General features: G+C 45.2%; 22 protein-coding genes. 1 reads left to right on the top strand and 21 read right to left on the bottom strand.

The window, feature by feature from the left end; genetic code table 11:
• Positions 1–10: 10 nt before the first annotated feature.
• From MHI12_RS13940 to MHI12_RS13915, 6 genes are all read right to left on the bottom strand, one after another.
• Positions 11–1,318, bottom strand: a complete 1,308-nt coding sequence (locus MHI12_RS13940) for an aminotransferase class III-fold pyridoxal phosphate-dependent enzyme (protein WP_405172711.1) — start codon at positions 1,316–1,318, stop codon at positions 11–13.
• A gap of 37 nt (positions 1,319–1,355) precedes the next feature.
• Positions 1,356–2,510 (bottom strand): glycosyltransferase family 2 protein, encoded by a 1,155-nt coding sequence (locus MHI12_RS13935; protein ID WP_405172710.1) that lies wholly within the window; start codon positions 2,508–2,510, stop codon positions 1,356–1,358.
• Positions 2,511–2,864: 354 nt separating this feature from the next.
• Complete coding sequence (locus MHI12_RS13930; protein ID WP_036608234.1) at positions 2,865–3,431, bottom strand: TetR/AcrR family transcriptional regulator; 567 nt, start codon at positions 3,429–3,431, stop codon at positions 2,865–2,867.
• Positions 3,432–3,582: 151 nt separating this feature from the next.
• Entirely contained in the window at positions 3,583–5,061 is a 1,479-nt protein-coding gene (locus MHI12_RS13925) for an Lsa family ABC-F type ribosomal protection protein (protein WP_405172709.1), read from the bottom strand.
• A gap of 375 nt (positions 5,062–5,436) precedes the next feature.
• Entirely contained in the window at positions 5,437–5,973 is a 537-nt protein-coding gene (locus tag MHI12_RS13920) for a GNAT family N-acetyltransferase (protein ID WP_405172708.1), read from the bottom strand.
• Between the two features lie 11 nt (positions 5,974–5,984).
• Complete coding sequence (locus tag MHI12_RS13915) at positions 5,985–6,842, bottom strand: MerR family transcriptional regulator (protein ID WP_405172707.1); 858 nt, start codon at positions 6,840–6,842, stop codon at positions 5,985–5,987.
• Positions 6,843–6,982: 140 nt separating this feature from the next.
• Between MHI12_RS13915 and MHI12_RS13910 the strand changes: the two genes are divergently transcribed.
• On the top strand, positions 6,983–8,488 hold the full coding sequence (locus MHI12_RS13910) for an MFS transporter (protein ID WP_405172706.1): 1,506 nt from the start codon (positions 6,983–6,985) through the stop codon (positions 8,486–8,488).
• Positions 8,489–8,717: 229 nt separating this feature from the next.
• Here MHI12_RS13910 and MHI12_RS13905 read toward each other — a convergent pair whose 3' ends face one another.
• The 15 genes from MHI12_RS13905 to MHI12_RS13835 form a co-directional block, all read right to left on the bottom strand.
• Positions 8,718–9,101 carry a hypothetical protein gene (locus MHI12_RS13905; protein WP_405172705.1) on the bottom strand — a complete coding sequence of 128 codons (384 nt, stop codon included), beginning with the start codon at positions 9,099–9,101 and terminating at the stop codon, positions 8,718–8,720.
• Positions 9,102–9,244: 143 nt separating this feature from the next.
• Positions 9,245–9,850, bottom strand: a complete 606-nt coding sequence (locus MHI12_RS13900) for a pentapeptide repeat-containing protein (protein WP_036608249.1) — start codon at positions 9,848–9,850, stop codon at positions 9,245–9,247.
• Between the two features lie 254 nt (positions 9,851–10,104).
• Entirely contained in the window at positions 10,105–10,713 is a 609-nt protein-coding gene (locus MHI12_RS13895; RefSeq protein WP_353884116.1) for a GNAT family N-acetyltransferase, read from the bottom strand.
• A 32-nt stretch (positions 10,714–10,745) separates the two neighbouring features.
• Positions 10,746–11,108 (bottom strand): Asp23/Gls24 family envelope stress response protein, encoded by a 363-nt coding sequence (locus tag MHI12_RS13890; protein WP_405172704.1) that lies wholly within the window; start codon positions 11,106–11,108, stop codon positions 10,746–10,748.
• 162 nt (positions 11,109–11,270) lie between these two features.
• A complete protein-coding gene (locus tag MHI12_RS13885; protein WP_405172703.1) occupies positions 11,271–11,747 on the bottom strand; it encodes a hypothetical protein in 477 nt (158 codons plus the stop codon).
• Positions 11,744–13,762, bottom strand: a complete 2,019-nt coding sequence (locus MHI12_RS13880) for a prolyl oligopeptidase family serine peptidase (RefSeq protein ID WP_405172702.1) — start codon at positions 13,760–13,762, stop codon at positions 11,744–11,746. The genes MHI12_RS13885 and MHI12_RS13880 overlap by 4 nt, the downstream gene beginning before the upstream one ends.
• A gap of 21 nt (positions 13,763–13,783) precedes the next feature.
• The gene (locus tag MHI12_RS13875) at positions 13,784–14,713 is read right to left on the bottom strand and encodes an ABC transporter permease (protein ID WP_310335051.1); all 930 of its coding nucleotides are present in this window, start codon (positions 14,711–14,713) and stop codon (positions 13,784–13,786) included.
• A gap of 16 nt (positions 14,714–14,729) precedes the next feature.
• Positions 14,730–15,647: an ABC transporter permease gene (locus tag MHI12_RS13870; protein WP_405172701.1), complete on the bottom strand. Its 918-nt coding sequence runs from the start codon at positions 15,645–15,647 to the stop codon at positions 14,730–14,732.
• A gap of 219 nt (positions 15,648–15,866) precedes the next feature.
• Complete coding sequence (locus MHI12_RS13865; RefSeq protein WP_405172700.1) at positions 15,867–17,432, bottom strand: ABC transporter substrate-binding protein; 1,566 nt, start codon at positions 17,430–17,432, stop codon at positions 15,867–15,869.
• Complete coding sequence (locus MHI12_RS13860) at positions 17,429–18,640, bottom strand: M20 family metallopeptidase (RefSeq protein ID WP_405172699.1); 1,212 nt, start codon at positions 18,638–18,640, stop codon at positions 17,429–17,431. The genes MHI12_RS13865 and MHI12_RS13860 overlap by 4 nt, the downstream gene beginning before the upstream one ends.
• Positions 18,637–19,389 (bottom strand): FadR/GntR family transcriptional regulator, encoded by a 753-nt coding sequence (locus MHI12_RS13855; protein ID WP_036670784.1) that lies wholly within the window; start codon positions 19,387–19,389, stop codon positions 18,637–18,639. The genes MHI12_RS13860 and MHI12_RS13855 overlap by 4 nt, the downstream gene beginning before the upstream one ends.
• 187 nt (positions 19,390–19,576) lie before the next feature.
• A complete protein-coding gene (locus tag MHI12_RS13850) occupies positions 19,577–20,290 on the bottom strand; it encodes a glycosyltransferase (RefSeq protein WP_405172698.1) in 714 nt (237 codons plus the stop codon).
• A gap of 150 nt (positions 20,291–20,440) precedes the next feature.
• Positions 20,441–21,538 carry a Gfo/Idh/MocA family protein gene (locus MHI12_RS13845; protein WP_405172697.1) on the bottom strand — a complete coding sequence of 366 codons (1,098 nt, stop codon included), beginning with the start codon at positions 21,536–21,538 and terminating at the stop codon, positions 20,441–20,443.
• Between the two features lie 12 nt (positions 21,539–21,550).
• A complete protein-coding gene (locus tag MHI12_RS13840; RefSeq protein ID WP_245838080.1) occupies positions 21,551–22,474 on the bottom strand; it encodes a helix-turn-helix domain-containing protein in 924 nt (307 codons plus the stop codon).
• A gap of 24 nt (positions 22,475–22,498) precedes the next feature.
• Positions 22,499–23,503, bottom strand: a complete 1,005-nt coding sequence (locus MHI12_RS13835) for a Gfo/Idh/MocA family protein (protein WP_405172696.1) — start codon at positions 23,501–23,503, stop codon at positions 22,499–22,501.
• Between the last annotated feature and the right edge of the window lie 328 nt (positions 23,504–23,831).

The raw sequence follows: 23,831 nt of genomic DNA, 5'->3' as shown, positions 1-23,831 counted from the left end.
GATCTATGGATTAAGCTTCAAACGTTTTCGAAAGTTGCATCGCATGAAGATGTTCCTGCTTCTGAATCTCTTTCCAGTCTGACAGGATCTGCAACAGCGCTTCCTCGACCCATAGCAATTCTTCCCGTGTATGGGCATCAGAGAAAATAAAGTATCCTTTGGTGAAAATGCCGAAGTGAGCCATTCTCTTCACCATGAACTCGCGGAAAGGATCGGTTTGGAAGTTATCTTCAGCCAAGGATTGAATGCAGAAGCTTGCATAAGTCCCTCTCACTTCCAATTGATCCGTCAATCCGAGTAACACAAGTTCGGATTCCAGACGATCCATGATCCGGGTTGCCGGATCACGCCAAGTCGGCCATACTTTCGCATTTTTCATTAATCGTTCACAGGCAATGGCTGCCGCGAGCGCTGTCGTTTCGCTGGAATGGGCATTACTGAATCTGACCTGTCCTGACAAAGACATCAAGTGCTCAGGCCCCATAACCGCTGCGAGCGGTAAACCGTTGGCCATACCTTTAGAGATACAGAGCAGATCAGGCCAGATGTCATATTCTCCTGCTGTAGCCTGCTTGCCCATTCGAATACCGGAAGTTACCTCATCGAATATGATAATGATGTCCAGAGACCGACATAGGTTTACGACTTGCTCCAGCGCGTCCTTTTTCCACTCGTTGGGGCACAGAACAATACATGCGATATCCTCGGGAGATGAGGTAATCTGAGCCTCAATTCGCTCCGTAGTAGGTTTGTTGATCCAGATCGTTGAACGCTCGATATCCACCGGGATGCCACGTTCTTTCGTCTGACCACCATAATAACCGTAGGCAGACCAGTCGTGCCACCCATGATAAGCTGTTGCAATAACCTTGCTTTTGCCACTAGCGGCACGGGCCAGACGCACGGCCCCACTCACCGCATCAGCACCACTCTTGGTGAAGCGCAGCGATGGATAACGACCCTCGAACCGCTCCAGAATCAACTCGGCACATTCAAGCTCGATGTCGGCAGGTAAAGAAAAGCTTGTCCCTTTTTTCAACTGGTGAATGACGGTTAATTGGACTTCATGTCTGGCATGGCCCCATGGCGCCGTACCCATAGCCATTTCGCAATCCAGCCATTCATTCCCGTCGATATCTGTAAATCGGGAATTATAAGCCTCTGCACAACATACGGGTGTATGGCCCGGAAATAAACGTTCAGGTGCTTTGGCTAAAGTGCTGCATCCGCTCGGAATTACCTTTTCGACTTGTTCCAACCACTCCAGATTACGGGTAAATCGTACGGCACGATCGAGCGTGCTCTCTTTTTCTTTCACCTTAAGTACCTCCCTGTTTATTTTCGTTGTGAGTGAATTACCGAACTTTGGTTCCAGGCCAGCATCCATCGTATATGCGATCCATCGTGATCACATTGCCATACAGATCAATGATCAGATCCTTGGCTCGATGAGCATGTCTCATCTCAATCCAGTAGCGGTTCTCCAGCAAACGGGCGAAATTGTCCACCAAAAACAGTAACCGGTTCTCACTATGAATCAGTTCCTTGCCCAGTACCTGTGGCAGCCAGATGGCCCCATTGGAATTAAAGCGGTTTGAATAGTCCCGTACTTCGGCTACATTTGCAAATTCGGCTTCCTCCAGCTTGGTCCAGAATGTATCGGCATCACTTCGAACCTCGGCAAGGTCAATCCCGACAATCGGCAGATGCTGGTATTCCTCTTGGCTTTCCAGCTGTGCTTTCAGATGACTGAAAACGAATGGCCATACATCAGCCTCGATTTGACCGCCCCACTTTTTCCAGAAGCGTGCCAGATTGTTCTTCCGATTGAAGTTGCGGTGAATACCGCTGCTGCGTTCCCAGTGATACGCTTGAATATTTGGGTTGATGACCGTATCGTATCCGGCAGCTCGTGCCCGCATCTGATAATCAAAGTCCTCGTATCCGTTAAAGAACTTCTCATCGAGGTTGCCGATGGTCTCATACACCTCCCGCTTCATGCCAAACATGGCGAACACCACCAGTTGAACAGAGAAGGTTTCTTTTGGGATATCATCAGGAGATGCGTTCAGGAACAGGTGTCGGCCGATGGTGTCCGCAAAAGCAATGCCGCAATGCTGCACGCCTCCTGTTTGCGGATACAACAGAACCCCTCCAATCATGCCGATCGTAATATCGCTATCCAGTGTCTCTTTCATCATCGGTTGCCAGTTCGGTTGAAGAATGGTGTCAGAATCCAGGAAGAAAATGTACTCTCCCTTGGCAAGACTCAGTGCGCTATTAATCGACACGGCGCAACCGAGTGGAAAATCATGCTGAAGAATCTCGATGGTCACACCTTCTCTTACGTCTTGCTTCAGTTTATCCAGATGTTGAAAGACTGCTGAGCCGGAACCATCGTTGATGAAAATAATCTGAGTGGATGGGCTTACCGTCCGGAGTAGCGAATCTGTGAACAGGTTCAAAATGTTATAATCCTGGTTGACTGGCACAATAATGGTGTAAAGCATGGAATCCCTCCTGATTTGGGTTGATGGAATGAGTACATAAGCTGATTTTGAACTGCACAATTGAAGGTATTTCTGCCCGGCCCCCTCACTTGAATATTTTGTCTTTATTTGGTAATGATTTGAATCTACTAGAAATTTATATCATTTTTTGTAAACTGAAAATCTTAAATTCTGAACTCTGTTAATATTTGAATATGTGAGAAAATCAAGTCGTTGCAGCTTGCGCACTAAGAAACGCTGTTGTGAACGCAAAAAAACACCCTCAAAGAGTCTGTGTATCTAACGATACATTCGACTTTTTTTGGGGTGTTCGCTTGATGGAAATCTATTGATTCTCGCTGAATTAACCTTTAGCTATCGCTGCTTAAATCCATGATAAAACGTATCCACCACAAGCGCGGGGGCTGCTTTTCTCGCGATGTGACCACTTACAACCTGCTGCCACGTCAGGAACATGATGGAATACAGCACATCGACAATCCAGGTTTTATCGAGATCGGAGCGGAAATAACCTTTCTGTTGTAACAGACCGACCGCATGCAATACAGGTTCTCTCAGTTTCAGATCTGCTCCCTCAATCTCGGGATTATAGTTAATGGTGGTGTCATGAGCCAGAAAATAAATTTTGTCGCCTAATGGAATCAGCGCCTCGATCAGCTCAGGTATGTACTTTTCACAATGCTCCTCATCCAGTTGGATTTCTTTCATGGTCTCACTGACCACCTCGATTGCGCGTAATCCGAGATATACCATAAGCTGTTCGCGGCTTTCCACGTATCGATGTAACGTAGCGATTCCGATTTTTGCAGATTCCGCAATTTCATTCATGGAAGCATTCGGTTTTTCAATCAGCAATTTGGTGGCCTCGTCCAAAATGGAATGGAGCCTGGTTTGTTTGATTGTTGTCATTTCCTTTTTCATTGGTATTACACCTCTTGGCGAATTAGTCTACAATTGATCTAGTCATCCATCAAATGATTGGATGAGATTATAAAATTATAGCATACTTCCTCACGAGTAATACTAAAAGCCGCCATTTGGCGGCTCTTAACATGGTCATCTTTCACGTTACTTACAGTTCGATGATTCTCGTTGCAATATTTGTACAAAATTCACGATCATGCTCTACAAAAAGCAGGGTTGGCGAGTATTCCAAGAGTAAGTCTTCGATCTGCATACGTGAAATGACATCTACAAAGTTGAGTGGTTCATCCCAAATGTGAAGATGAGCTTTCTCACTAAGACTTTTAGCAATGAGCACTTTCTTTTTTTGACCTGCGCTAAACGTTGAGATATCTTTCTCCAATTGCAGTCTGGAAAAATCCAACTTTCGAAGTATCGATTTAAACAGGCTTTCATCAACCCCCTGTGTGGCCGCATACTCAGATAAATTCCCTCCGAGATCAGACGTGTCCTGCGACACATACGAGATTTTAAGCTGATGATCCTTACGGAAAAGACCTGTATAAGGGATATCTTCACCACAGATCAGTTTAAGAATGCTTGATTTGCCAGATCCATTTTTACCGTACAGGGCAATACGATCCCCTTTTTCAACCGTGATACTGACATTTTTACACACCGTATTGGAGCCGTATGATATCGACACATGTTCCAATTCAACAAGTTCCTGCTTGTGAAAATCCAGCTGATGAATCTGTAAACGTTCTGCACTCTCGATGTTTTTGAGAAGTTTGGATTTCTCTTGAATCGCAGATTGCTGCCTTTGTTCGATATTTTTGGAACGTTTCATCATTTTGGCAGCCTTGTGCCCAATATATCCTTTATCCACCTTGGAGCCGGAATTTCTCGTACCATTTTTGGTCTTTTCAACTTCATGCGACCATCCACCGGTCCGTTTGGCTGAATCGGATAAACGCTTGATATCCTTTATTAATTTCTCATTACTCGCAAGTTCAAACTGATCTTGCCTTCTTTTATTTTCCCACCAAGCGGAGAAATTGCCTTTCTGAATCTCGATGTTACTCTTATTGATGGAAAGGATATGGTCCACGCTGTGATCTAGAAACGCCCGATCGTGAGATACCAAAATAAATCCACTCTTGCTACCAAGATAATTACTGACGATTTGTCTTGCATGGAGATCAAGATGATTGGTAGGTTCATCTATGAGCAGAAACCGATTATCCTTCAGGAACAAAGCAGCCAGCATCACCTTTGTTTGTTCTCCGTTGGATAACGTATCAAAAGGCCGATACAACACATCTTCTGACACTTTTAACAGGTTAAACTCGCGCACAACTTGCCAGTGTAGATATTCAGGATGAATCTCGCTGATGACATCAACGGTCATGGCTCCCTTATTTTCTACCTGGAAAGGAAAGTATTCAAAGCTAACATTCGCAGAGATATGTCCGCTGTATTCATATTTGCCAAGCAACAGATTGAGGAAAGTCGTTTTGCCTCTGCCGTTCCTTCCCGTAAAACCCAATTTCCAATCGGAGTCCAACTGAAAACTAACATTTTCAAATATATTATCGTAACTGCCTTCATAGGCAAAGGTCAGGTTGGTAACGTTGATTAAAGACATGCAGATCATCCTTTTTATGTGAAATATAAAAGTAAACTGACGGGATTTCACCATGGAACATGGCATGGATTCCCTCACTTTAATATTTGAACATAATCAGAATTTAGATTCGCTTATACAATAAAGAAACCTGGCGATAAACCACTCAGCGCCAAGTAGATCTATGCATAGGAGGATAAAGTGTCGGATTCTGATTAGTCATATTGTGAACCATGCCACTCTTCATGTTCGTTGACAGGCCCACATAAACATCCACAACCTCTAATTCCGTCATCACTCCATCACCCCTTTGAAAACTCACAATTTAATACAGAAAACTTAACATGGAATACGACATGGGTCAAGGCGCCCTTCTTCAATCTCGGCGCGTAGAGATTAATATAAATATCCTAAAAAATCGAGTTCTCCTTCTTCCCATGGCAGGGTTCCGACTTCTTTAATCATTAACCCCTCTACCTTTTGAGTTCCAACTCCAATTGTGGTTAAGGTTTCATGATCAATTTTCAACCACTTACATGTGTTGCTTACCGTTTTAAATCCATTTTTGCTATACAATCCCTCATGATCCGCAAATAAAAGGACAAAATCAACACGCCCTTTGGCCATCCTTTCCACTTCGGAAATTAACAATGACGCGATTCCTTGAGAGCGAATAGCAGGAGAAACACACAAATCGATTATCCCCAACACTCTTATGGGTTTTCCATTTAGATTCATCATCCTGTAATCTAGTCCTACATGCCCAACTAATTGGTTATCAGGGGTAAATGCCAATACTCTCCCATGTGGTATTTGCTTAAAAAACAATCTGTCTCTTGGATAAACCTCTGGAAAACTGGCAACAAGTAATTCTTGAAGAAGAGTTGACCATTCTTCATTTAGATCCACATCATATGTTTTAATTAATTCCAAAAAATATCCTCCTAAATCAAGACATTCTGTTTTTTGCTTGTGTTTTCTGGCTTACACACCTCTACGTAAATTTTGATGATGTACTCATCGGGATTACTTTCTGCAAAATAAGTGAGCAGGTCCAGTGCATACACATGTCCACAGACTTGCAGTCCCTCTTTTTCTATCTCCTCTTTCATGGTGGAATACGTCTCTGGCATGCTTTCGTATGAACCCCGATGATTCATGACGGCATACATCCCTTTTGGCTTAATCCATATCGTTTCCCCTGGAATGGGAGCTTTTATTTTGTTGCCAAAGTAATCCGGATAGTATTCTCCTGCCTCATAGTGCTCCTGACGTAAGATCGTCCATACCGGAAACTCATAGTCGATCATCTGTTCATCACAATGGGTCCTGTATTCAATGAACTTACGGAAGAATTCCTTATCCGCGTCCCCTTGTTCCAGTTGTACAGCAATAAAATACTCCAGCTCACATTGTTCAATATGTAGCCCTTCAGGAGAAGCATCCGTGGCTTGTTTCGTCATTTCAATGGCACCACTTAGCAGCTTTTGCATACGTTTGATTCGTTGTTGCTCCAACTCAAGTGCCTTTAATTTCTGTTCAAACAGCTCAATTAACAATGGTGTATTCTGATTTTGAATGAACGACTTAATCTCTTGGAGTGAGCTTCCTGCCTTCTTCAGCACATGTATGACATCCAGCACATACGTTTGTTGCATACCATAATAGCGGTAGCCCTTGGCATTGGTATATTCAGGCTTTAACAGCCCAATCTCGTCATAATGAAACAAGGTATGTTTGGTCACTCCGCAGATTTTGGCAAATTCACTGGTGGTAAAATGTTGTGCGTGATGTCCAGCCATCTTTGGACCCTCCATGTACATATGTAGTCTAAGTTTTATCAATATACATGCATTATAGTCTGTAAAGAAAAGTTTGACTATAGGGTTACCCGATAGTTTAGTCTTTGAATTGTAAGTTATTCATATCGCCGGAGGGAAACATGTCAAAATTCAAACGTTGGATGATTCTAGTTATTGTCTCAAGTGCACTATTACTCATTGTGATGGATATGACCATCCTGTACACCGCTTTACCCAGCTTGACCCATGATCTCGGTGCATCAGCTTCGGAGAAATTATGGATTCTGAACGGTTACTCCCTTGTCATGGCGGGTCTTCTTCCTGCAATGGGAACACTCGGGGACCGTCTTGGTCATAAAAAAATATTTACGCTGGGCTTGGTCGTCTTTTCTGCTGCTTCTCTTGCTGCTGCCTTTTCTCCAGTACCCGCTGTGCTGGTCATGAGCAGAATTCTTCTAGCCGTAGGTGCATCCATGATGATGCCAGCAACATTGTCGATTATCAGAGTTACGTTTACGAATGAACGAGAACTCGCACTCGCGATCGGCATCTGGGGTTCCATTGCATCCGGTGGTGCAGGACTGGGACCGATTGTTGGCGGACTGCTTCTTCAACACTTCTGGTGGGGTTCTGTATTTCTGGTTAACCTGCCTATAGCCATTATCGCGTTTATATTCGCCTTGAAAATGATCCCTAAACATCAAGGGGATGCATCGAAAAAGTGGGACTTCACCAGTTCCATTCAGATCATGATTGCCATGGTCGCAATTATCTATTCCATTAAGGAATTCACAAGACGCGAAGGATCTCTCACACTCGCTATCATTGCTGCTGTGATCGGTGTTCTGTCCCTGATCATCTTTATTCGCCGTCAGAATAACAGTCCCAATCCGTTGCTGGATCTGTCCTTATTCAAAATTCCAAGATTCAGTACCGGCTTTATTACCGCACTGGTTGGCTTATTTGCACAAATGGGTGTGCAATATATGGTCACTCAGCGTCTTCAGCTGGTGGAAGGCATGTCACCTCTTCAGGCTGGACTATTCACCGTATCCATACCTGTTGCAGCACTCATTGCCGGACCTGTTACGGGGGCCATTATGCACCGTGTGGATGTTGTATATATCAAAAGCTTCACTCTCTTCATCGCTGCCCTTGGCATGGGGACGTATCTGATGTATTTCAATGCAGGGTTTACCGGGCAGATTATCGGTTTGGCACTACTTGGTGCAGGTCTTGGATCAGGCATGACCGCTGCATCACATTCCATTATGAGTTATGCCCCACCACACAAAGCGGGTATGGCCGCTTCCATTGAGGAAGTAGGTTATGAGCTAGGCGGAGCATCCGGTATTGCGATCATCGGCAGCATGTCGACCTTCTTCTACACACTCGCTATGAAGATCCCTTTGGGAATTAGTGTGCCAGTCAATGCGAAAGACAGTCTGGATGAAGCGCTTATCGCTGCCGAAAGCTTGCCTGCTGCGTCTGCTGAATCGCTCAAAAATGCCGCCTTTGCTGCTTTTGACCAATCCTTCTTTGTTGTCATTGCAGGTGTGACCGTATTTCTGCTCATTGCTGCTCTGATCATGAGTTGGGTTGCTGTGCGGTTAAAACGAGCCCATAAGCACAGCGTTAAAACGTAATGAAATTCACTTCATGAAACAAAGCGAGGTATATACGATTATGTGGTTTCCGATAACCAATGGAATTGTTATTTTATTAGGTATATTTGCTATTTTTCTGATCGTTAGAAATTTGTCAAAAGAAGAGGATTAACTCAATTGAAATTAACATCAAAAACCACTACCTGTGTTGTTTCAGGTAATGGTTTTTGATATGCCTGATAACCGAAGCTTACCGCCATGCGGCACCTCACGGAAGGTAGGCATCCTCTACCTCAACTTTTCGTTCATTCCCCATCGCAATGTATCTTACGTTAATGACATTTCCTTTCTGAAAATGGGGAATATGTGTGATTGGAATATAAGTCTCTACAATTGTTGGGAAGGTGCGGCCGTCAACTTGGGTTACAGTCAAATCCAATCGCACGCCAGGCCTTCCATCCCTACTGGATGATGTCTGTACAATATCATGAATTATTGCTTCTGTTGGAATTCCGTCCATCAGAATGCTCTTGCGAAGGTGATGTTTCTCTTCATTGTTACGTAACAGTTTAAATGCCATAATCGTAGTGATCGTGCCTGTTATAAGCCCAAAGACAATAATAGCAACAAAAATAATTAATGTGACGGTCATGATAACCTCCTTTTAGTTGAAACTTATGTTAACTACTTCTTGTTTAGATCTCTTTTTCCTGCCTATTCTCTCTGAATCGGAAAGCTCCAAAGTCAAAAAAGCCGCCTTAAGGGCGGCTTCCTGCTGTGTATGTTCAACTCAACTTAGTCTACTTTTGCACCATACGAGCGTACAAACAGAACGGCTTGTTCGCGATCCAAACGTACACCTTTGATATCCAGTGATTTCAGATCGATTCCTTCCAGATTAGCCCCTCTAAGATCGGCCCCTTGCAGCTTGGCTCTGCTTAATACAACTCGGGTAAGATCACAGTCTCTCAAATCTGCTTTGGTGAAATCCGTGTCCGTAAAGTCAGCCTCAAAGAAACGAATTCCTCGCAGATCCTGTTTCCCCAATCGCGTATGTCTCAGATTTGTGTAAGACCAATCGCCGTGACTTAGTGTGATGCCATCCATTTGCGCACCTGAAAAGTCTGAGCCTGTCATCTTGCAGGAGCTGAATTTGGAAGCAAAGAGATTCGCACCACCGAAGGTGCAGTTTTCAAAAGCCGATTCCGTATGAATCGAACCATTCATGGAAGCCCCTTTGAAGTCACACTCAATAAAACGGCAGTTACTCGTTTCGATTTCTTCCATAGAAGCGTTCATAAATGTACACTGTTTGAAAACACAACTTATGAGTTCTCCATAGCGTAGATCACGTCCCTCAAAATGTACTGCTTCATATTCCTGATCCTTATATTGATACACTGGTTACACCCCACATTGTATATTTCTCCGTCTTTCTTCATTAAAAGAACTTTTTATACTATACCACACCCCTGTCAAGTACCTGCTTAAACACCCGCAAAAGTCAAGTTACTTTTTTTATGAGAAAAATCTGAAAACTAAAAAAGAGACGCATAAAGCGCCCCTCCAGCTCACACTTTTAACTGTTCCAATGTGGGCTTATATATGTGAAACTCTCCAGTTAGCTGCTTTTTTTCTATTCGTATTAGAATGCACTACACCAGTATTTTGGACATTCGGTACAGGGATAGCGAAGGTTTATTGATTTCCCCTACTCTCTGGTATCCCAAACGCTCGTAGAGTTTAATAGCTAGCAGATTTTCCTTTTTAACCGTAAGTGAAGATTTGGACAGACCTTGTGTTATAGCTTGCTCCTCAGCAAAATGAATGAGCTGTGTCCCTACACCAAGACCTCTGCTTTCAGGCAGCGTAGCCAATGTTCCGATGTGGTACTCGTCGTTCTCCGCTTCTTTTAATGTCACCATGGAGTAGAACTCTTTCCAGTGTTGGAGATTATACTTAATCAAGCTCCATTTACGAAGTTCAAACAGTTTGGAGAACGTTGGCAAAGCAAGTTTGTTCATTATAGTGGTCGGATAACACATGATCATGCCCAGCGTTTGGTTACCCATTTTAGCTTCATAAGCGTACTGGTGACTGAATCGATTCTGATTCGAACGCCATAACTTGTTAAATGTTTTCTCTATAATGCCTTTATCCTTGGTACCTGCAAGCGAATAGGCCATATATTCAAGTGCCATCTGATTTAGCTGCCCGCCGACTAAGGACTGTGGACTGGCTTTTGTTATGGAAATCTTATTCATCGCTGTCACTCCTCTAGGTAGCTGAAATTGGATTAAAGCTTGGCAGCAGGTTGGTTAAATGATAACCCCTCAACGATCACATTCACCGTATCAATGGTTAATCCGGTCAGCTGTTCAACATGCAGTCTCACATTGTTTTGTAATTCCCTGCAGACTTCATGCACTTTTGTTCCATAACAAACGACAATCTTTAAGTTTATCTCCAGTCTGGATTCTACCTTGCGGATATCAATGCCATTTTGCAGACTTTTGCCGCTCCACTTTTTGGTGACCCCATCTATAAGTCCTGTCGACATGGAGGAAATCTCACTGGTAGTATTCGCGATCTTGCCGACAATTTTGGAGATCACATCATCCGATATTTGAATTTTTCCCAAAACATTTTGAATGGACATCCTAGGTCCCCCTCTTTATACCTGTATTTTTGATATATAATAATATCATTTAATATAAATATAAATCACGTAGAGTCCGATTTCAACTTTTGAATTCAGTCATCCTCATTTCTACCTGTACATAGCAAAAAAACCGCGATCATCGCGGCTTCTGCTGGTCTATTATGGGAATTTTAATTGAATACGGACAGGAAGGTGGGAGGATGATTCGCCCTCTGTTCTACCTTCTTCTGCTGCCTCTTTTTCTTCTACTTGCACGAGCCATTGCCTACCAATTAACGATTGTAGCAGTTCAATCTCTTGTGTGGTCAGACGAATATGCTTCAGTGACAGTTCATCTTGAACGTAATCCCGATCCACCTTACGGTCAAACCGGAAATCGAGCAATCGTTTCAACCCGTTAATATGCAAAAACTTGAACTCATAACCTTGACGTATCCCCTTTTCCCAATCGTCTCCGATATCAGCTGCTGTCTGTAGTCTTTCATCAAAATCCATCGCGGATTCCTTAACCAGAGGCAACAAACGGGAATAGTCTCGACGTTGTAAACATTCGATAATCACTTCTTTTGATTCTCCACTTGTCAGTACATTTTCTACAAGAAGCCCTACAGGAATGGACAGCTGAGTTCGACTCATTGCTCGCCCTCCTCATTCCCGAGGTACTGATTGAACCAGGCATTCACCTGTTCGAAGCTATCGATACGTAATGAAGGTTTACCGCTTTTGAGTAAACTGTGGTTGGAACCCGGGTAACGAATCAGTCTGGTCTTTTTGCCGTATCGTTTTAGCGTAGTATATAATTCCTCCGCTTGCGCAATCGGTGTCCGATAGTCCTGCTCTCCGTGCATGATCAGAAGTGGCGTCTCAATGTGATGTGCATGGGCAAGAGGTGAGCGAGACCACAGGAATTCAGCGTTTTCCGCCGGATTACCACCAATGACTCCCTCAACATAGGAAATTCCGATATCACTCGTTCCATACATGGACAACCAGTTGGAGATACATCGCTGGGTTACAGCCGCCTTAAAACGGTGGGTATGCGCTACAATCCAGTTGGTCATCACTCCGCCATAACTGCCACCCGCTACACCCAGACGTGAAGCATCAAGGAAATCATATGTAGCCAGGGCATAGTCAACAGCTTCCATCAGATCCCGGTAATCACCTCCGGCAAAGTCGCCACGGCAAGCTCTGGCAAATTCTTGCCCGTATCCCATACTTCCGCGAGGATTGATCCACAACACTGCATACCCTTGCGCAACGAGTGTCTGCATCTCATGACTATATGTTCCCGTATACATTGCGTGGGGTCCACCATGAATCTGCAAAATCAGTGGCAGTTTCCCATTGGTGTCACGTATTGCCGGTGTGGCTAACCAACCTTGAAGCGGCCATCCATCGGAAGACTTAAACTCTACACGTAGAGGCACATTAACAGCTAATTCAGCCAAGAATTCATCATTTCTGCGGGTGAGTCTGAACATTTCACCACTGTCGATATCCACGCGATATAACTCTCCAGGGTGTTCATCCGTCAACGCAGCGATAACCAGCGACGTACCATCTGACGTTAAGGTATACTGATACACATCCTTTTCACCAGCGCCCGTAACGGATTGACACGCCCCATCTTCTCGAATGCGGTACACTTCCACATTCCCGTTATGCGTTCCGAGTACATATACACCGCGTTCCGGATGATGGATATCCGAGATTGGAGAAGGAGACGCACCTGCTGACTTCATATCCCCCAGTGCTGCGTTACCCATCTGCATATCTAATTGAGGTGCAATTATCCTGGGTACACCCCGCTGAACGGGGACAGCGTATAAGCTGTTATGGCTCCCACTTCCATACTCACGATCACTGGCGATCAGGATCAACTGCTGCCCATCAGATGAATAGGAGAACTGGCTTATCGCCAGACTGGAATCTGTCACTTTGAAGAGATCACTTTCTCCCAATTGAACGCTGTATATATCCGTAAAGTACAGCAGATCTGCATCAAGCTCCTCGTCCTCTACTTGCTTCGAAATGAAAGAAAGCTGCTTGCTATCTGGCGACCATGCTGGAGCACTGATATTCCATAGCCCGGAAGTCACCTGCGTGATCTCCCCGCTTTTGATCTCATATACAAACAACTGGCTGTATTGACCGTCCCACCAGCCAGCCCCTTCCGCCTTCGGCGTTGTACGCTCGAAGACTTTACCTCGCAGTACAGGTGCAGACTCCTGTTGGACGTCTGCTTTCTTCTGTTGGTCCTCCGGTTGTACTTTGCTGGTAAACGCAATGTACTGCCCGTTCGGCGACCATGTATAACTCAATATTTTACGTGCGGGAGATATCAGCATGACAGGCTCTTTTTGATCTGAATGGAGCGTCCATAATCCTTTGCCCCCATCCACTGAGCGAATGAATGTGAGCTGTGTGCCATCCGGCGACCAAGCAGGTGAGGAATCTTTTGTTCCATCCGAAAGTGCAATATCTTCATCACCATCGAGGGAAATCCCTCGAATTTGCGTGTTATATTCGTTTTTATCCTGATCTATGGTCTGTTCCACATAAGCCACTTGTCCGTTCAGACTGATTACTGGCTGACTGATCCAACGATAGTGACTCAGATCCTCCGGCATAATTGGTCTTTGATTCATAATGTTTGCTCCCTTCTCCGTTTATTTTTGGGTTGTCTCCGTACGTGGATCAAGCACATCACGCAGCCAATCTCCAAGGAAAATAACACCGAGTACGGTAAATGTAATGGCTAGTCCCGGGAATGTAGCGACCCACCAGCTTGTTGCAACGTATTGTCTGCCATCACTGAGCATCCCTCCCCAGGATACATCAGGTGGTTTGATACCTAGACCCAGGAAACTGAGTGAAGCTTCCATAATAATCGTTGTGCCGACATTCATACCACAGATGACGATAAAGGATGAAAGGATATTCGGCAGAATGTGTTTCAGAATCAATCTTCCATTCTTCGCGCCAATCGATCTGGCCGCATGAACAAAATCACGCTCTTTGATACTGAGAACCTCACTTCTTACCACACGGGTGAATGGAACCCAGTTCGTCACCCCGATGACAAAAATCAACGTTGTAATACCCGGGCCAACAATCGCCATCACAACGAGCATGAACAGAATGGTTGGAATCGCCATGAATGCATCACCTACACGCATGATGACTGCATCCAGCCATTTCCCGTAGAATCCGGATACCAGCCCCAGAATCGCGCCAATGATTCCTGACACAATCACGGCACCCATACCCACGATTAAGGAAACCCGGGCACCATATACAATTCGACTCCACATGTCTCTGCCGAGATTATCGGTACCCAGCCAGTATTCGGCTGTTCCACCCTCAAGCCATGCTGGTGGTTTAAGTCGGCCCAGCGGATTCACCGCTGCCGGATCATGACTCGTCAATAGAGGTGCACCTATGGCAATTAACACAACCAACAATACAAGCACAGCACCAAACATTCCGGTCTTGCTGATGATCAGTTGTTGCCAGATATAACGAAATCCCGTTGGTGCACGCCCATTGTCTTGTTCCTGTTCTGTACCCGGAATTGGCATTTCATTGCTGCCTGTCATATGATTGCACCTCCTTCTAGTCGTATTTGATGCGCGGATCAAGTAGCCTGTAAGCTACATCCGTCAAGATGTTGATTACCACAACGATAAAGGCAATGACAAACACCGCTGCCTGTACAATCGCCATATCATGTGTGTTGACTGCAGCAACCAGCAACTGACCCAGTCCAGGCCAGGAGAATACCGTTTCCGTAATCAAAGTGCCCCCGATCAGACTTGTAAACTGCAAACTCATAATCGTTACGACCGGAATCAGTCCATTCCGAAACGCATGTTTCACAATGACAACCATCCGGCCTAGCCCTTTGCTACGGGCTGTTCGAATATAGTCCTGGTTGAGAATCTCTAGCATGCTGGAGCGAATCAGTCGGGTCATCTGCGCAGCCAGTCCAACGCCAAGCGTGAATGCAGGCAAGATCAGATGTGACAATCCTCCGCGACCGGATACCGGCAATACGCCCAGCATGACGGAGAACAAGAGGATAAGCATAATCCCCATCCAGAAGTTTGGCATTGCCTTACCAATGACGGATATTCCTGAAATAATGAGATCGGTAAACGTATTGCGTTTGACAGCTGAAATGACGCCAAGTGGCACAGCCATAAGTACGGCAAAGAACATGGCGGCTACCGCCAGTTCAAAGCTCGCAGGCAATCTCTCCAGCACAAGCTCTAATGCAGGCTGATTGTAGCGAAAAGATTGACCAAAGTCTCCCTGTATCGCACTGCCCAGAAACTTCACGTATTGCGTATATAAAGGCTGGTCCAAACCGAGTGCCTGCGTCAAGACAGCACGATCTTCAGCGGTAGCCGTTTCAGGCAACATTAGCGCAACCGGATCACCGGTGACTCGAACCAAAATGAACACAATTAATGAAACAATGAACAGCACCGGAATGATCTGTAGTAATGACTTAAGTACGTATTTGCCCATTCCTTGTTCACCTCCCTTGTAAAGAAAAACACTTATCGACGTACTTTCACAGAAGACAGACCGCAGTTAGTTGAAGTTTTTCTTGCGATGATCGAATCCTTCAGCTCCGCTGAAAACGTATAAATTCTATCATCTTAAAAAAGAACGGCAGGAACATGGTTATCCAGTCCCTGCCGTTCACGGCCATAACTTTTCAATGACCGGTTATTATACCCGATGTTACTGTGCAACAGGTGTAATCTCGTCAGCATAGAACATCTCGTCACTGCGCGGCGCGAAGTTCACTTTAGCATTTGTTCCGTAGACACCTTCCATTTGGTACAGATATACGGCTGGGCGTTCTTCAGAGAAGATCTGTTGTACTTGCTGATACTCTTTCTCACGAGACGCAGGGTCCATGTTCACCAATGCCGATTGAAGCAGTTTCTCTACTTCAGGATTGTTGTAATCCGACTCGCCTTTTGCTTCTTCCAACATATAACGATTGTAGTTATTCGAAGCGTCGAACAAGGAGTTACCAATACCAATCATGAAGATTTCTTTGAATGATTTGGAGCTGTAACGTTCACTGAATGCACTTGCTTCCAGGACATCCAGATTGATTTTGAATCCGGCTTGTTCCAGCATCGCTGCAACAACTTCAGCCTGTTCTTTGTATTGTGAGGATACGGAGATAGTCATCTCGGCTTCACCTTCCGCATAGCCAGCTTCTTGCAACAACTGTTTGGCTTTTGCTTGATCATAAAGTGACGTTTTGTACAATGAAGGATCAGCACCGAAGTTGCCTGGTGTTACGGATGTGCGGGTTACGATACCTGCTCCGCCGGCAATGCTGTCCACGATTCCTTGTTTGTCGATAGCCAGGTCAATGGCTTCACGTACTTTCGGATCAGCCGTGATGCTGCCTTCTGTCTGACGGAAAATCAACTGAAGCACACGTTGGATTGGCGCTTTGACAATCTTTTTATCTGCTTCGCCTTCGATCCGGGCAATGTCAGTGGACGGAATGGAAGACGCCACATCTACACCACCAGCAAGCAATTCGGATACACGTGTGGAGGCTTCAGGAATAACGCGGAATACCACTTCATTCCATTTTGGTTCACCGTCAAAGTAGCTTTCGTTTTTCACCAGTTCCACACGATCATCTTTGGTCCATTTACTGAACTTATAAGGGCCTGTACCTACCGGTTGTTTCAGGAAAGCATCGAATCCTTTATCCGCAATATATTTTGCTGGCAGTATGCCTGCTCCCATTTTGGACAGACGATTCAGGAGCAACGGATCTGGACCATCCGTGATAATATCTACGGTATAGTCATCCACCACTTTAACTTCTACAATATTTTTGAAATAACTGTTTTGTTTCAGTGTCTCGTCCTTGGCTACGCGCTCCAGCGTGTATTTTACATCTGCTGAAGTGAATGGATCGCCGTTGTGGAAGGTTACACCTTCACGCAGCTTGAATCTCCACGTTGTATCATCGACCTGATCCCATGATGTCGCAAGTCCCGCAACTTTTTTCTGTTCACTGTCATTTTTGATCAGATAATCAAAAACGTTGACCAGAACCGCCTCACTGGAGGTGTTGTTGTTGTTGTGCGGATCGAAACTCTCAATATCGGTTGCCGCAGCAACGGTCAGGGTTGTACTTGCGCTTCCACTGCCCGTTCCTTCTGTTGCGGAACTATCATTTGTGCTTGTCGATTTTCCTCCGCAAGCGCTGAGTGCCATTACGACTGCCAGTAACGTGATCCACAAGCCTGTCCATTGTCTTTTTTTCATTGTGATTGCTCCCCCTCAGAAGTTGTATTCCGTGCCAAAAATTCAAGTGCTACTGCAGACAACATGCCCACACCATAAGGCATCGCTGTCTCATCGAGATCAAACATGGGATGGTGGAGTGGATAACGAGTACGTTCCTCATCATTCCCAGATCCTAGTCTGAAAAACACACCCGGAATCTGTTCACAATAAAACGCGAAATCCTCGCCCCCTGTAGAAGGTTTGATATAAGTCCATCCCTTCTCCGCATTAACCTGATCACAAGTCTCTGTTAGCAGGTCAACCATACCGAGATCATTCACGACAACAGGGTATCCATCGCCGTAGACAACTTCGTATCCTGCTCCGAATGAATCACAGACCCCTTTAACAACCTGTTCGATCAAAGCTGGCATCCGCTCACGAATGGCAGGTGAGAGTGTACGAACCGTACCGATCATCTCAACTTCGGGGGCGATGGCTGTTCCCATATAACCTCCCGTGATTTTGCCAATAGTGACTACTGCCGGTTCAAGTGGATCAACCATCCGACTGACGATATTTTGCAATGCGGTGATGACCTGAGCGGATACCGCGATTGCATCAATACCCTCATGCGGACGAGCTGCGTGGCCACCCTTGCCAAACACCTTGATAATCAAGGGATCAGCTGACGCAAACGCAACACCTTGACTTACACCCAAGGTTCCCGTGTCCTGTCCAGGTGTCATGTGTAATCCTGCGATGGCATCAACCTTCGGATTCTCCAGAACACCGTCCTGGATCATGGCTCTTGCACCTGCAAGTCCCTCTTCTGCTGGTTGGAAAATGAATTTGATGTTACCTGATTTCGGTCTTCCAAGGCCAGTAAGCAATTGAGCGGCTCCCATCAGGATGGAGGTGTGAGCGTCATGTCCACACAGATGCGCTTTGCCTTCCACTTGCGAGCGGTATTCCACCGCTTTTTGATCCTGGATTGGCAGAGCATCCATGTCTGCGCGCAAGGCGAAGGTTGGTCCATCACTCTCTCCGCGAAGCAGGCCTGTAACCCCTGTCTGTCCGACATTGCGTGTAACTTCCAACCCCAGGCTTTCCAGATGCTCAGCTACGATAGCGGATGTGCGATGCTCCTCATAACCGATCTCCGGATGCTGATGTAAATCTCTGCGCCAAGCGCTTAACTGGGCTTGTAGTGGCTGAGCCAGCTGTATTAGTTCTGAACGATTCATTCGCTGTCATTCCCTTCATTTTTGTCCGATTCAGAAACCAAACGGGCATAGATTGCATCCGCCGAGAATTCGATATGCCTTTTCATCGTCTCCTTAGACTTGATGCTATCATGGGCTTTCAATGCTTCAAGAATCTCCATATGTACACCGTGATTGACGGTACGGATCCGGTCATCATAAGGCATCAGGTCGAGCGCCGGATTAATTTTCGTTCGGATCTGTCTGACGGCTCTCTCACAGTATGGATTCCCCGAAGCCTTGGCGATGGTCAGATGAAATTTCACATCCAGCGCCCTGAACCATTCCCTTGTACAGTCTGGCTCTATACTTTGTTCCATATAGCCCTCAAGCAGCTCCAGTTCGCCTGCGGTGATCCGCTCAGCAGCGAGAAAAGCTCCCTCCGGCTCGATGATGGTTCGATATTCAAACACCTTCAGCATCTGTGACCAATCCCGTTTAATTTCTTCTCTGGTCCGTTTATGCGAATTGGCTGTCAGAGGCAGTACAAATGTTCCGCCTTTGGCACCCACCCTTTTCTCTATCAAGCCTTTCTCTTCCAGTGAAGAGAGTGCCTCACGAACGGTAATGCGGCTTACGTTAAAAATTTCTGCCAGATCTCGCTCGGCTGGAAGCTGTTCTTCACTCATTAATTCTTTCAAAATAATGGCTTCTTCCAGTTGTTCCCTAATGAATTCACTAACCTTTTTGGTAGATACTTTCTCAAAACGAAATGAAAACGTACTGGACATCTAAACACTCCGATCTGTATATGGTCTAGACCTTATACCATTAATATAATTCCGACTAAACTTATATGCAATACTTTTTTTCAAGTAAATTCATATTTTTTTCTCACCGCCTCCAAATTGAAGCATTTTGGCACAAAAAAGACGCATCTACATTCAGCAGATGCATCTTCGCTTTCGTTATTCTCCTCTATAACTTCTTATTGGCAAAGGGTCTGAAATCCTCTGTAACCGCAAGTTTTTTGCTTCCCCTCAGGTAAAAGCTGTCATCTGCTCTCCAGGTATGACTCTTTTTGTTCTGTCTGCGGTGATAGACATAATTGTAAGGAGAGGTCGCGTACGCTTTGAATCCTCTTTTCCTGCATTGTCTCAGGAAGGTCACATCTTCCCCTATTGAACGGTCCGTGAAGCGGACTTTTTTCAAGATCTCTCTTTTGAATAAAATAGTGCCCCCTTGTACAAATTCAACCGGTTTATTCTTTTCAGCGGGAGATCTGACCAACAGTGTCTTGGACGCCCCCAAGTAGACCAGGCACGAATGTTTGCCCACAATATCACTTTTGGTCCGTCTAAGTTCTCTCACCTGCTCTGTTAAATAATACGGCGAATAGTAGTCATCATCATCAAATTTGGCAATCAGCGAAAAGCGTGCCCTTGTCATGCCAGCGTTCAGGCTTTGTCCTAGGGAAATGCTCTCCGGAACTTGATATACATGAACATTGGCAAGATTCCGAACCCGGTTTTGGTATAATGCCAGATTCATACTGTCATGATTCAAGACAATGATCAGTTCTTTGCTTTTATAACGCTGCCGACTGTAATTTTGCAGGATGTTATCAAAAAATTGTGGCCGATTGGTACATACAACAATGGAAACACCATGACCCGTTTTGTGTTTAGTCAAGACATACCCTCTTTTCAGCTCATTTTTCTCTCATCATATGTGCCGAAATAGAGTCTGGTATGGACCAATAGCTAGTATCCAAAACACCAAAAACCCTCTGTCCCAAATAACAGGACAAAGGGTTTTGTAATCTATTGTTTTATGTCTGTTCTATGCTTCGTTACCGTTATTCAAGTACACAGCCTTGCCTGTGCGAGCAGATTCATAGAGTGCTTCCAGGATTTGAGATACAACCAGCGCTTGTTTCGGTGTGACCACCGGCTCCTGATCGTTCTCGATCGCTTCAATCCACTTTCTCATCTCAACATCCGGTGCGCTCTCACTCTTACCATCGTAGAAAGCTACCCCGCCTGCACTCAGTTCAATCTCATTTGTGTATAGACGGCTGAATTTCTCACCATTGATGCGCAGTCCGTTCTTCATATCCGCACCCGCTTCGCTACCGCTCAAGCTACATTTCGCCTCATCCACATCCAGTGAGTTCAGTGCCCAACTGGATTCCAGCATGATCGTTGCTCCATTCTCCATCACAATCATGCCAAAGGCCGAGTCCTCTACGGAGAATTGTTTTGGGTCCCAAGGGCCCCAGGCATTGGCCGCATTTTCACGTTGCGAAAGCTCATGATAAGTCGTACCCAGCACAACTTTTGGTTGATAGTTATCCATCATCCAGAGCGTCAGATCAAGTGCGTGCGTACCAATGTCAATCAATGGACCGCCACCTTGTTTCTCCTCATCCAGGAAAACACCCCATGTTGGTACTGCTCTACGTCTAATCGCATGTGCTTTGGCAAAATAAATATTACCCAGGTCACCTGCTTCGCACACCTTCTTCAAATACTGACTGTCTTCTCTGAAACGGTTGTTGTATCCGATGGTCAATTTCTTGCCGGTACGCTCCGCCGCTTCCAGCATGAGCTGTGCTTCTGCAGATGTTTTCGCCATTGGCTTCTCACACATGACATGTTTTCCTGCTTCCAAGGCAGCAATGGAAATCTCGGCATGAGAAATATTCGGTGTAAGTACATGCACAATGTCCAAAGACTCATCCTTAAGCAATTCCTGATAATCTGTGTAGACTTCGGCTTCAGTAGAGCCATATTTCTGCTTGGCTTCATCCGCACGTTCCTGAACAATATCGCAGAAAGCCACCAGTTCTACATTATCCAGTTTACTCAGACTCGGCAGATGTTTACCATTCGCGATTCCGCCACAGCCAATAATTCCGATACGATATACTTTACTCATATATAATCACCCTCACTTAAGTATTGGTTGTTTCATTTTACGAAAAGCCGACGGGGTCATCCCCAGACGTTTGCGAAATACAGCATGCAAATAGTTGGCATTATTGAATCCTGAAGCAAGAGCGATCTGCTCGATGGATACGTTGCTTTCCTCCAGATTGCGGCACACCGCGCGCAGACGAATATCCTCCAGTACACGGCTGAACGGCATCTCCGGCTGTACTTGGTAGAAGATTCGCTGCAATTGTCTGCTGCTAATATGAAGTTTCTCAGCTACATGCTCCAGCGTCACCACTGTAGGGTGATTCGCCTCCATATATTGCACTGCATACTCATAGCGATACACCGACATATCCCGCACAGGGGCTTCCGGTCGATTCCCCCCGGTGTCGTATGCTCGCACGGTTTTGAGTAATATGCTGATGACCAGTTGCTTGATCGACGTATAATAACCTAACAATTTCTGATCACATGCCTCGTAGGCTTCCAAAAAACAATGCATCGCCCGATGATAATCATTCACCGGAGTAAGCGGAAGCGTTCTCAGCTTTTCCATCGTTTCCTCGGATTCCGCTGCTTCCCAGGGATCGACATGTTCCCTTGGCTTGTGAACGATATCCACATGAAGACATAGTTCATCCATGTCCTCTTTGGCATCAGCCTCCTGATAATGAACGACACCCGGTCCAGTCAAATACAGCATACCTTCCGAGAGTGCATGTGTCTGATCATCCAGAATAACTTTGCCCTTACCTCTCGGGATAAAATGAAACTCAAACTCCGCATGATTATGGAAATCCACAACTCGGCCCGCTGGAAAAGAAGTCAGATGAAATCGCATCACGCGAATCTCATAATGTCCCCAAACCATTAGAATATCCAGTCTTTCCAGGAGATCCTGCCGTTCAAGCATTTTCTCATAAGGATACAGGCTCAAGATTGCACACCTCCTTCATAAAACCTAACCCTTCAACTCATTCAGAGTGATTCTGCGCCCTTCTTTGGCAGAGAGATTCGCTGCTTCCATCAAACGGGTCAGCTCCATAGCGATCTGCACGTTTTCAGTTGCATCCGTATCATTCTGTATATGTGCAACCCATTGATTGAATGCGCTTTCTCTTTGGTCTGACAAAGGAACTTCACTCCACTCTTGGTACTGCCCCTGTGCTGCTTTCGTGCGAATCAATAGTTTTTCATCAGGTGTTCCGTACAGAAGCGTACCTTCCGTACCATGAACCTCAATCGTAAACGGAGAATGGCTGTTCACAAAACCAGCTTCAACAACGCCGACTGCTCCAGAATCCGTAAACAAGGTTGCAACGGCATTATCTTCTACTTCTTTGCCTGTAATGTATCCAAAGTTCGCATTAACCGCTGTTACTTCCTGACCCAGAAACAGTTTGGTCAGATACATTGGATGGCAGCCCAGATCAATCAGTGCACCGCCCTGACAATCTTTCAGATCATAAAAGTGTTCAGGCAACCAGTTGGAAATCGCTCCATCATGGGATAAACGCGCTCTAACATAAGTCACTTTGCCAAGTAATCCTTGGTGAAGTACATCCTGAATCGTTAACGTATACCCGGCATTCAGTCGTGGTAAGGAGACTGTCATTTTGACCTTGTTCGCCTTTACCTCATTAAGGATTCTGTTGGATTCCACCTGTGTCGATGCTATAACCTTCTCCGTGAAGATGTGTTTACCTGCTTTTGCAGCAGCGGTGATCACCTCTTCATGAATGCGGGTTGGCGCATCTACAATAACGGCATCGATGTCATCCTTGGCCAGCATATCTTCGAGTGAAGCATAGAATGGTACGTTTAAGCGTTCAGCCGCTTCCTGCCCCCGCTTGGCATCTTCATCCCAAACAGCGGCGATGACTGTATCCTCATGTTCCTGTGCCTGCTTGATGTAATCCCATGCATGAACATGCCACATGCTAATTTTCCCAATTCGAATGGTCACTGTTGTCTTACCTCCATTGGATATAAGCTGAACCTGTAAAATTTACACTCAGCCACTCCGATTGCAGTACCATCTTCCGATCACTGTTATCCCCGTATTTTTTGAATTCTTTTTTAATGGGGAAAATCCGGGGATAAAGGCGAACGCTTCGCTTCTACAGATTGGTTCTGCACTCTTCGTTTGCGTGTAAATGTTATATTCATCTTATATAATATTCTGACATTTATCTATAAGTTATCACAGACTTAATCTATTTTTAATAGAAACTCACGACAATAAATATATAAAATTGCGACATTAGTTGTTATTAGATATTTATACAGCATAA

It is taken from the genome of Paenibacillus sp. FSL H8-0280 (assembly GCF_045040665.1).
GTDB classification, from domain to species: domain Bacteria; phylum Bacillota; class Bacilli; order Paenibacillales; family Paenibacillaceae; genus Paenibacillus; species Paenibacillus xylanexedens_A.
Note: the sequence above shows the minus strand (reverse complement) of the source record. Positions and strands in the feature narration are given on the sequence as shown.

Bases quoted from the DNA above. Each gene is read 5' to 3' on its own strand.
- MHI12_RS13855 (WP_036670784.1), bottom strand. From the start codon at position 19,389: ATGTCCAGTACGTTTTCATTTCGTTTTGAGAAAGTATCTACCAAAAAG.
- MHI12_RS13895 (WP_353884116.1), bottom strand. From the start codon at position 10,713: ATGAATAAGATTTCCATAACAAAAGCCAGTCCACAGTCCTTAGTCGGC.
- MHI12_RS13860 (WP_405172699.1), bottom strand. From the start codon at position 18,640: ATGAATCGTTCAGAACTAATACAGCTGGCTCAGCCACTACAAGCCCAG.
- MHI12_RS13915 (WP_405172707.1), bottom strand. From the start codon at position 6,842: ATGGCTGGACATCACGCACAACATTTTACCACCAGTGAATTTGCCAAA.
- MHI12_RS13865 (WP_405172700.1), bottom strand. From the start codon at position 17,432: ATGAAAAAAAGACAATGGACAGGCTTGTGGATCACGTTACTGGCAGTC.
- MHI12_RS13910 (WP_405172706.1), top strand. From the start codon at position 6,983: ATGTCAAAATTCAAACGTTGGATGATTCTAGTTATTGTCTCAAGTGCA.
- MHI12_RS13925 (WP_405172709.1), bottom strand. From the start codon at position 5,061: ATGTCTTTAATCAACGTTACCAACCTGACCTTTGCCTATGAAGGCAGT.
- MHI12_RS13935 (WP_405172710.1), bottom strand. From the start codon at position 2,510: ATGCTTTACACCATTATTGTGCCAGTCAACCAGGATTATAACATTTTG.
- MHI12_RS13870 (WP_405172701.1), bottom strand. From the start codon at position 15,647: ATGGGCAAATACGTACTTAAGTCATTACTACAGATCATTCCGGTGCTG.
- MHI12_RS13875 (WP_310335051.1), bottom strand. From the start codon at position 14,713: ATGACAGGCAGCAATGAAATGCCAATTCCGGGTACAGAACAGGAACAA.
- MHI12_RS13930 (WP_036608234.1), bottom strand. From the start codon at position 3,431: ATGAAAAAGGAAATGACAACAATCAAACAAACCAGGCTCCATTCCATT.
- MHI12_RS13845 (WP_405172697.1), bottom strand. From the start codon at position 21,538: ATGAGTAAAGTATATCGTATCGGAATTATTGGCTGTGGCGGAATCGCG.
- MHI12_RS13880 (WP_405172702.1), bottom strand. From the start codon at position 13,762: ATGAATCAAAGACCAATTATGCCGGAGGATCTGAGTCACTATCGTTGG.
- MHI12_RS13905 (WP_405172705.1), bottom strand. From the start codon at position 9,101: ATGACCGTCACATTAATTATTTTTGTTGCTATTATTGTCTTTGGGCTT.
- MHI12_RS13890 (WP_405172704.1), bottom strand. From the start codon at position 11,108: ATGTCCATTCAAAATGTTTTGGGAAAAATTCAAATATCGGATGATGTG.
- MHI12_RS13885 (WP_405172703.1), bottom strand. From the start codon at position 11,747: ATGAGTCGAACTCAGCTGTCCATTCCTGTAGGGCTTCTTGTAGAAAAT.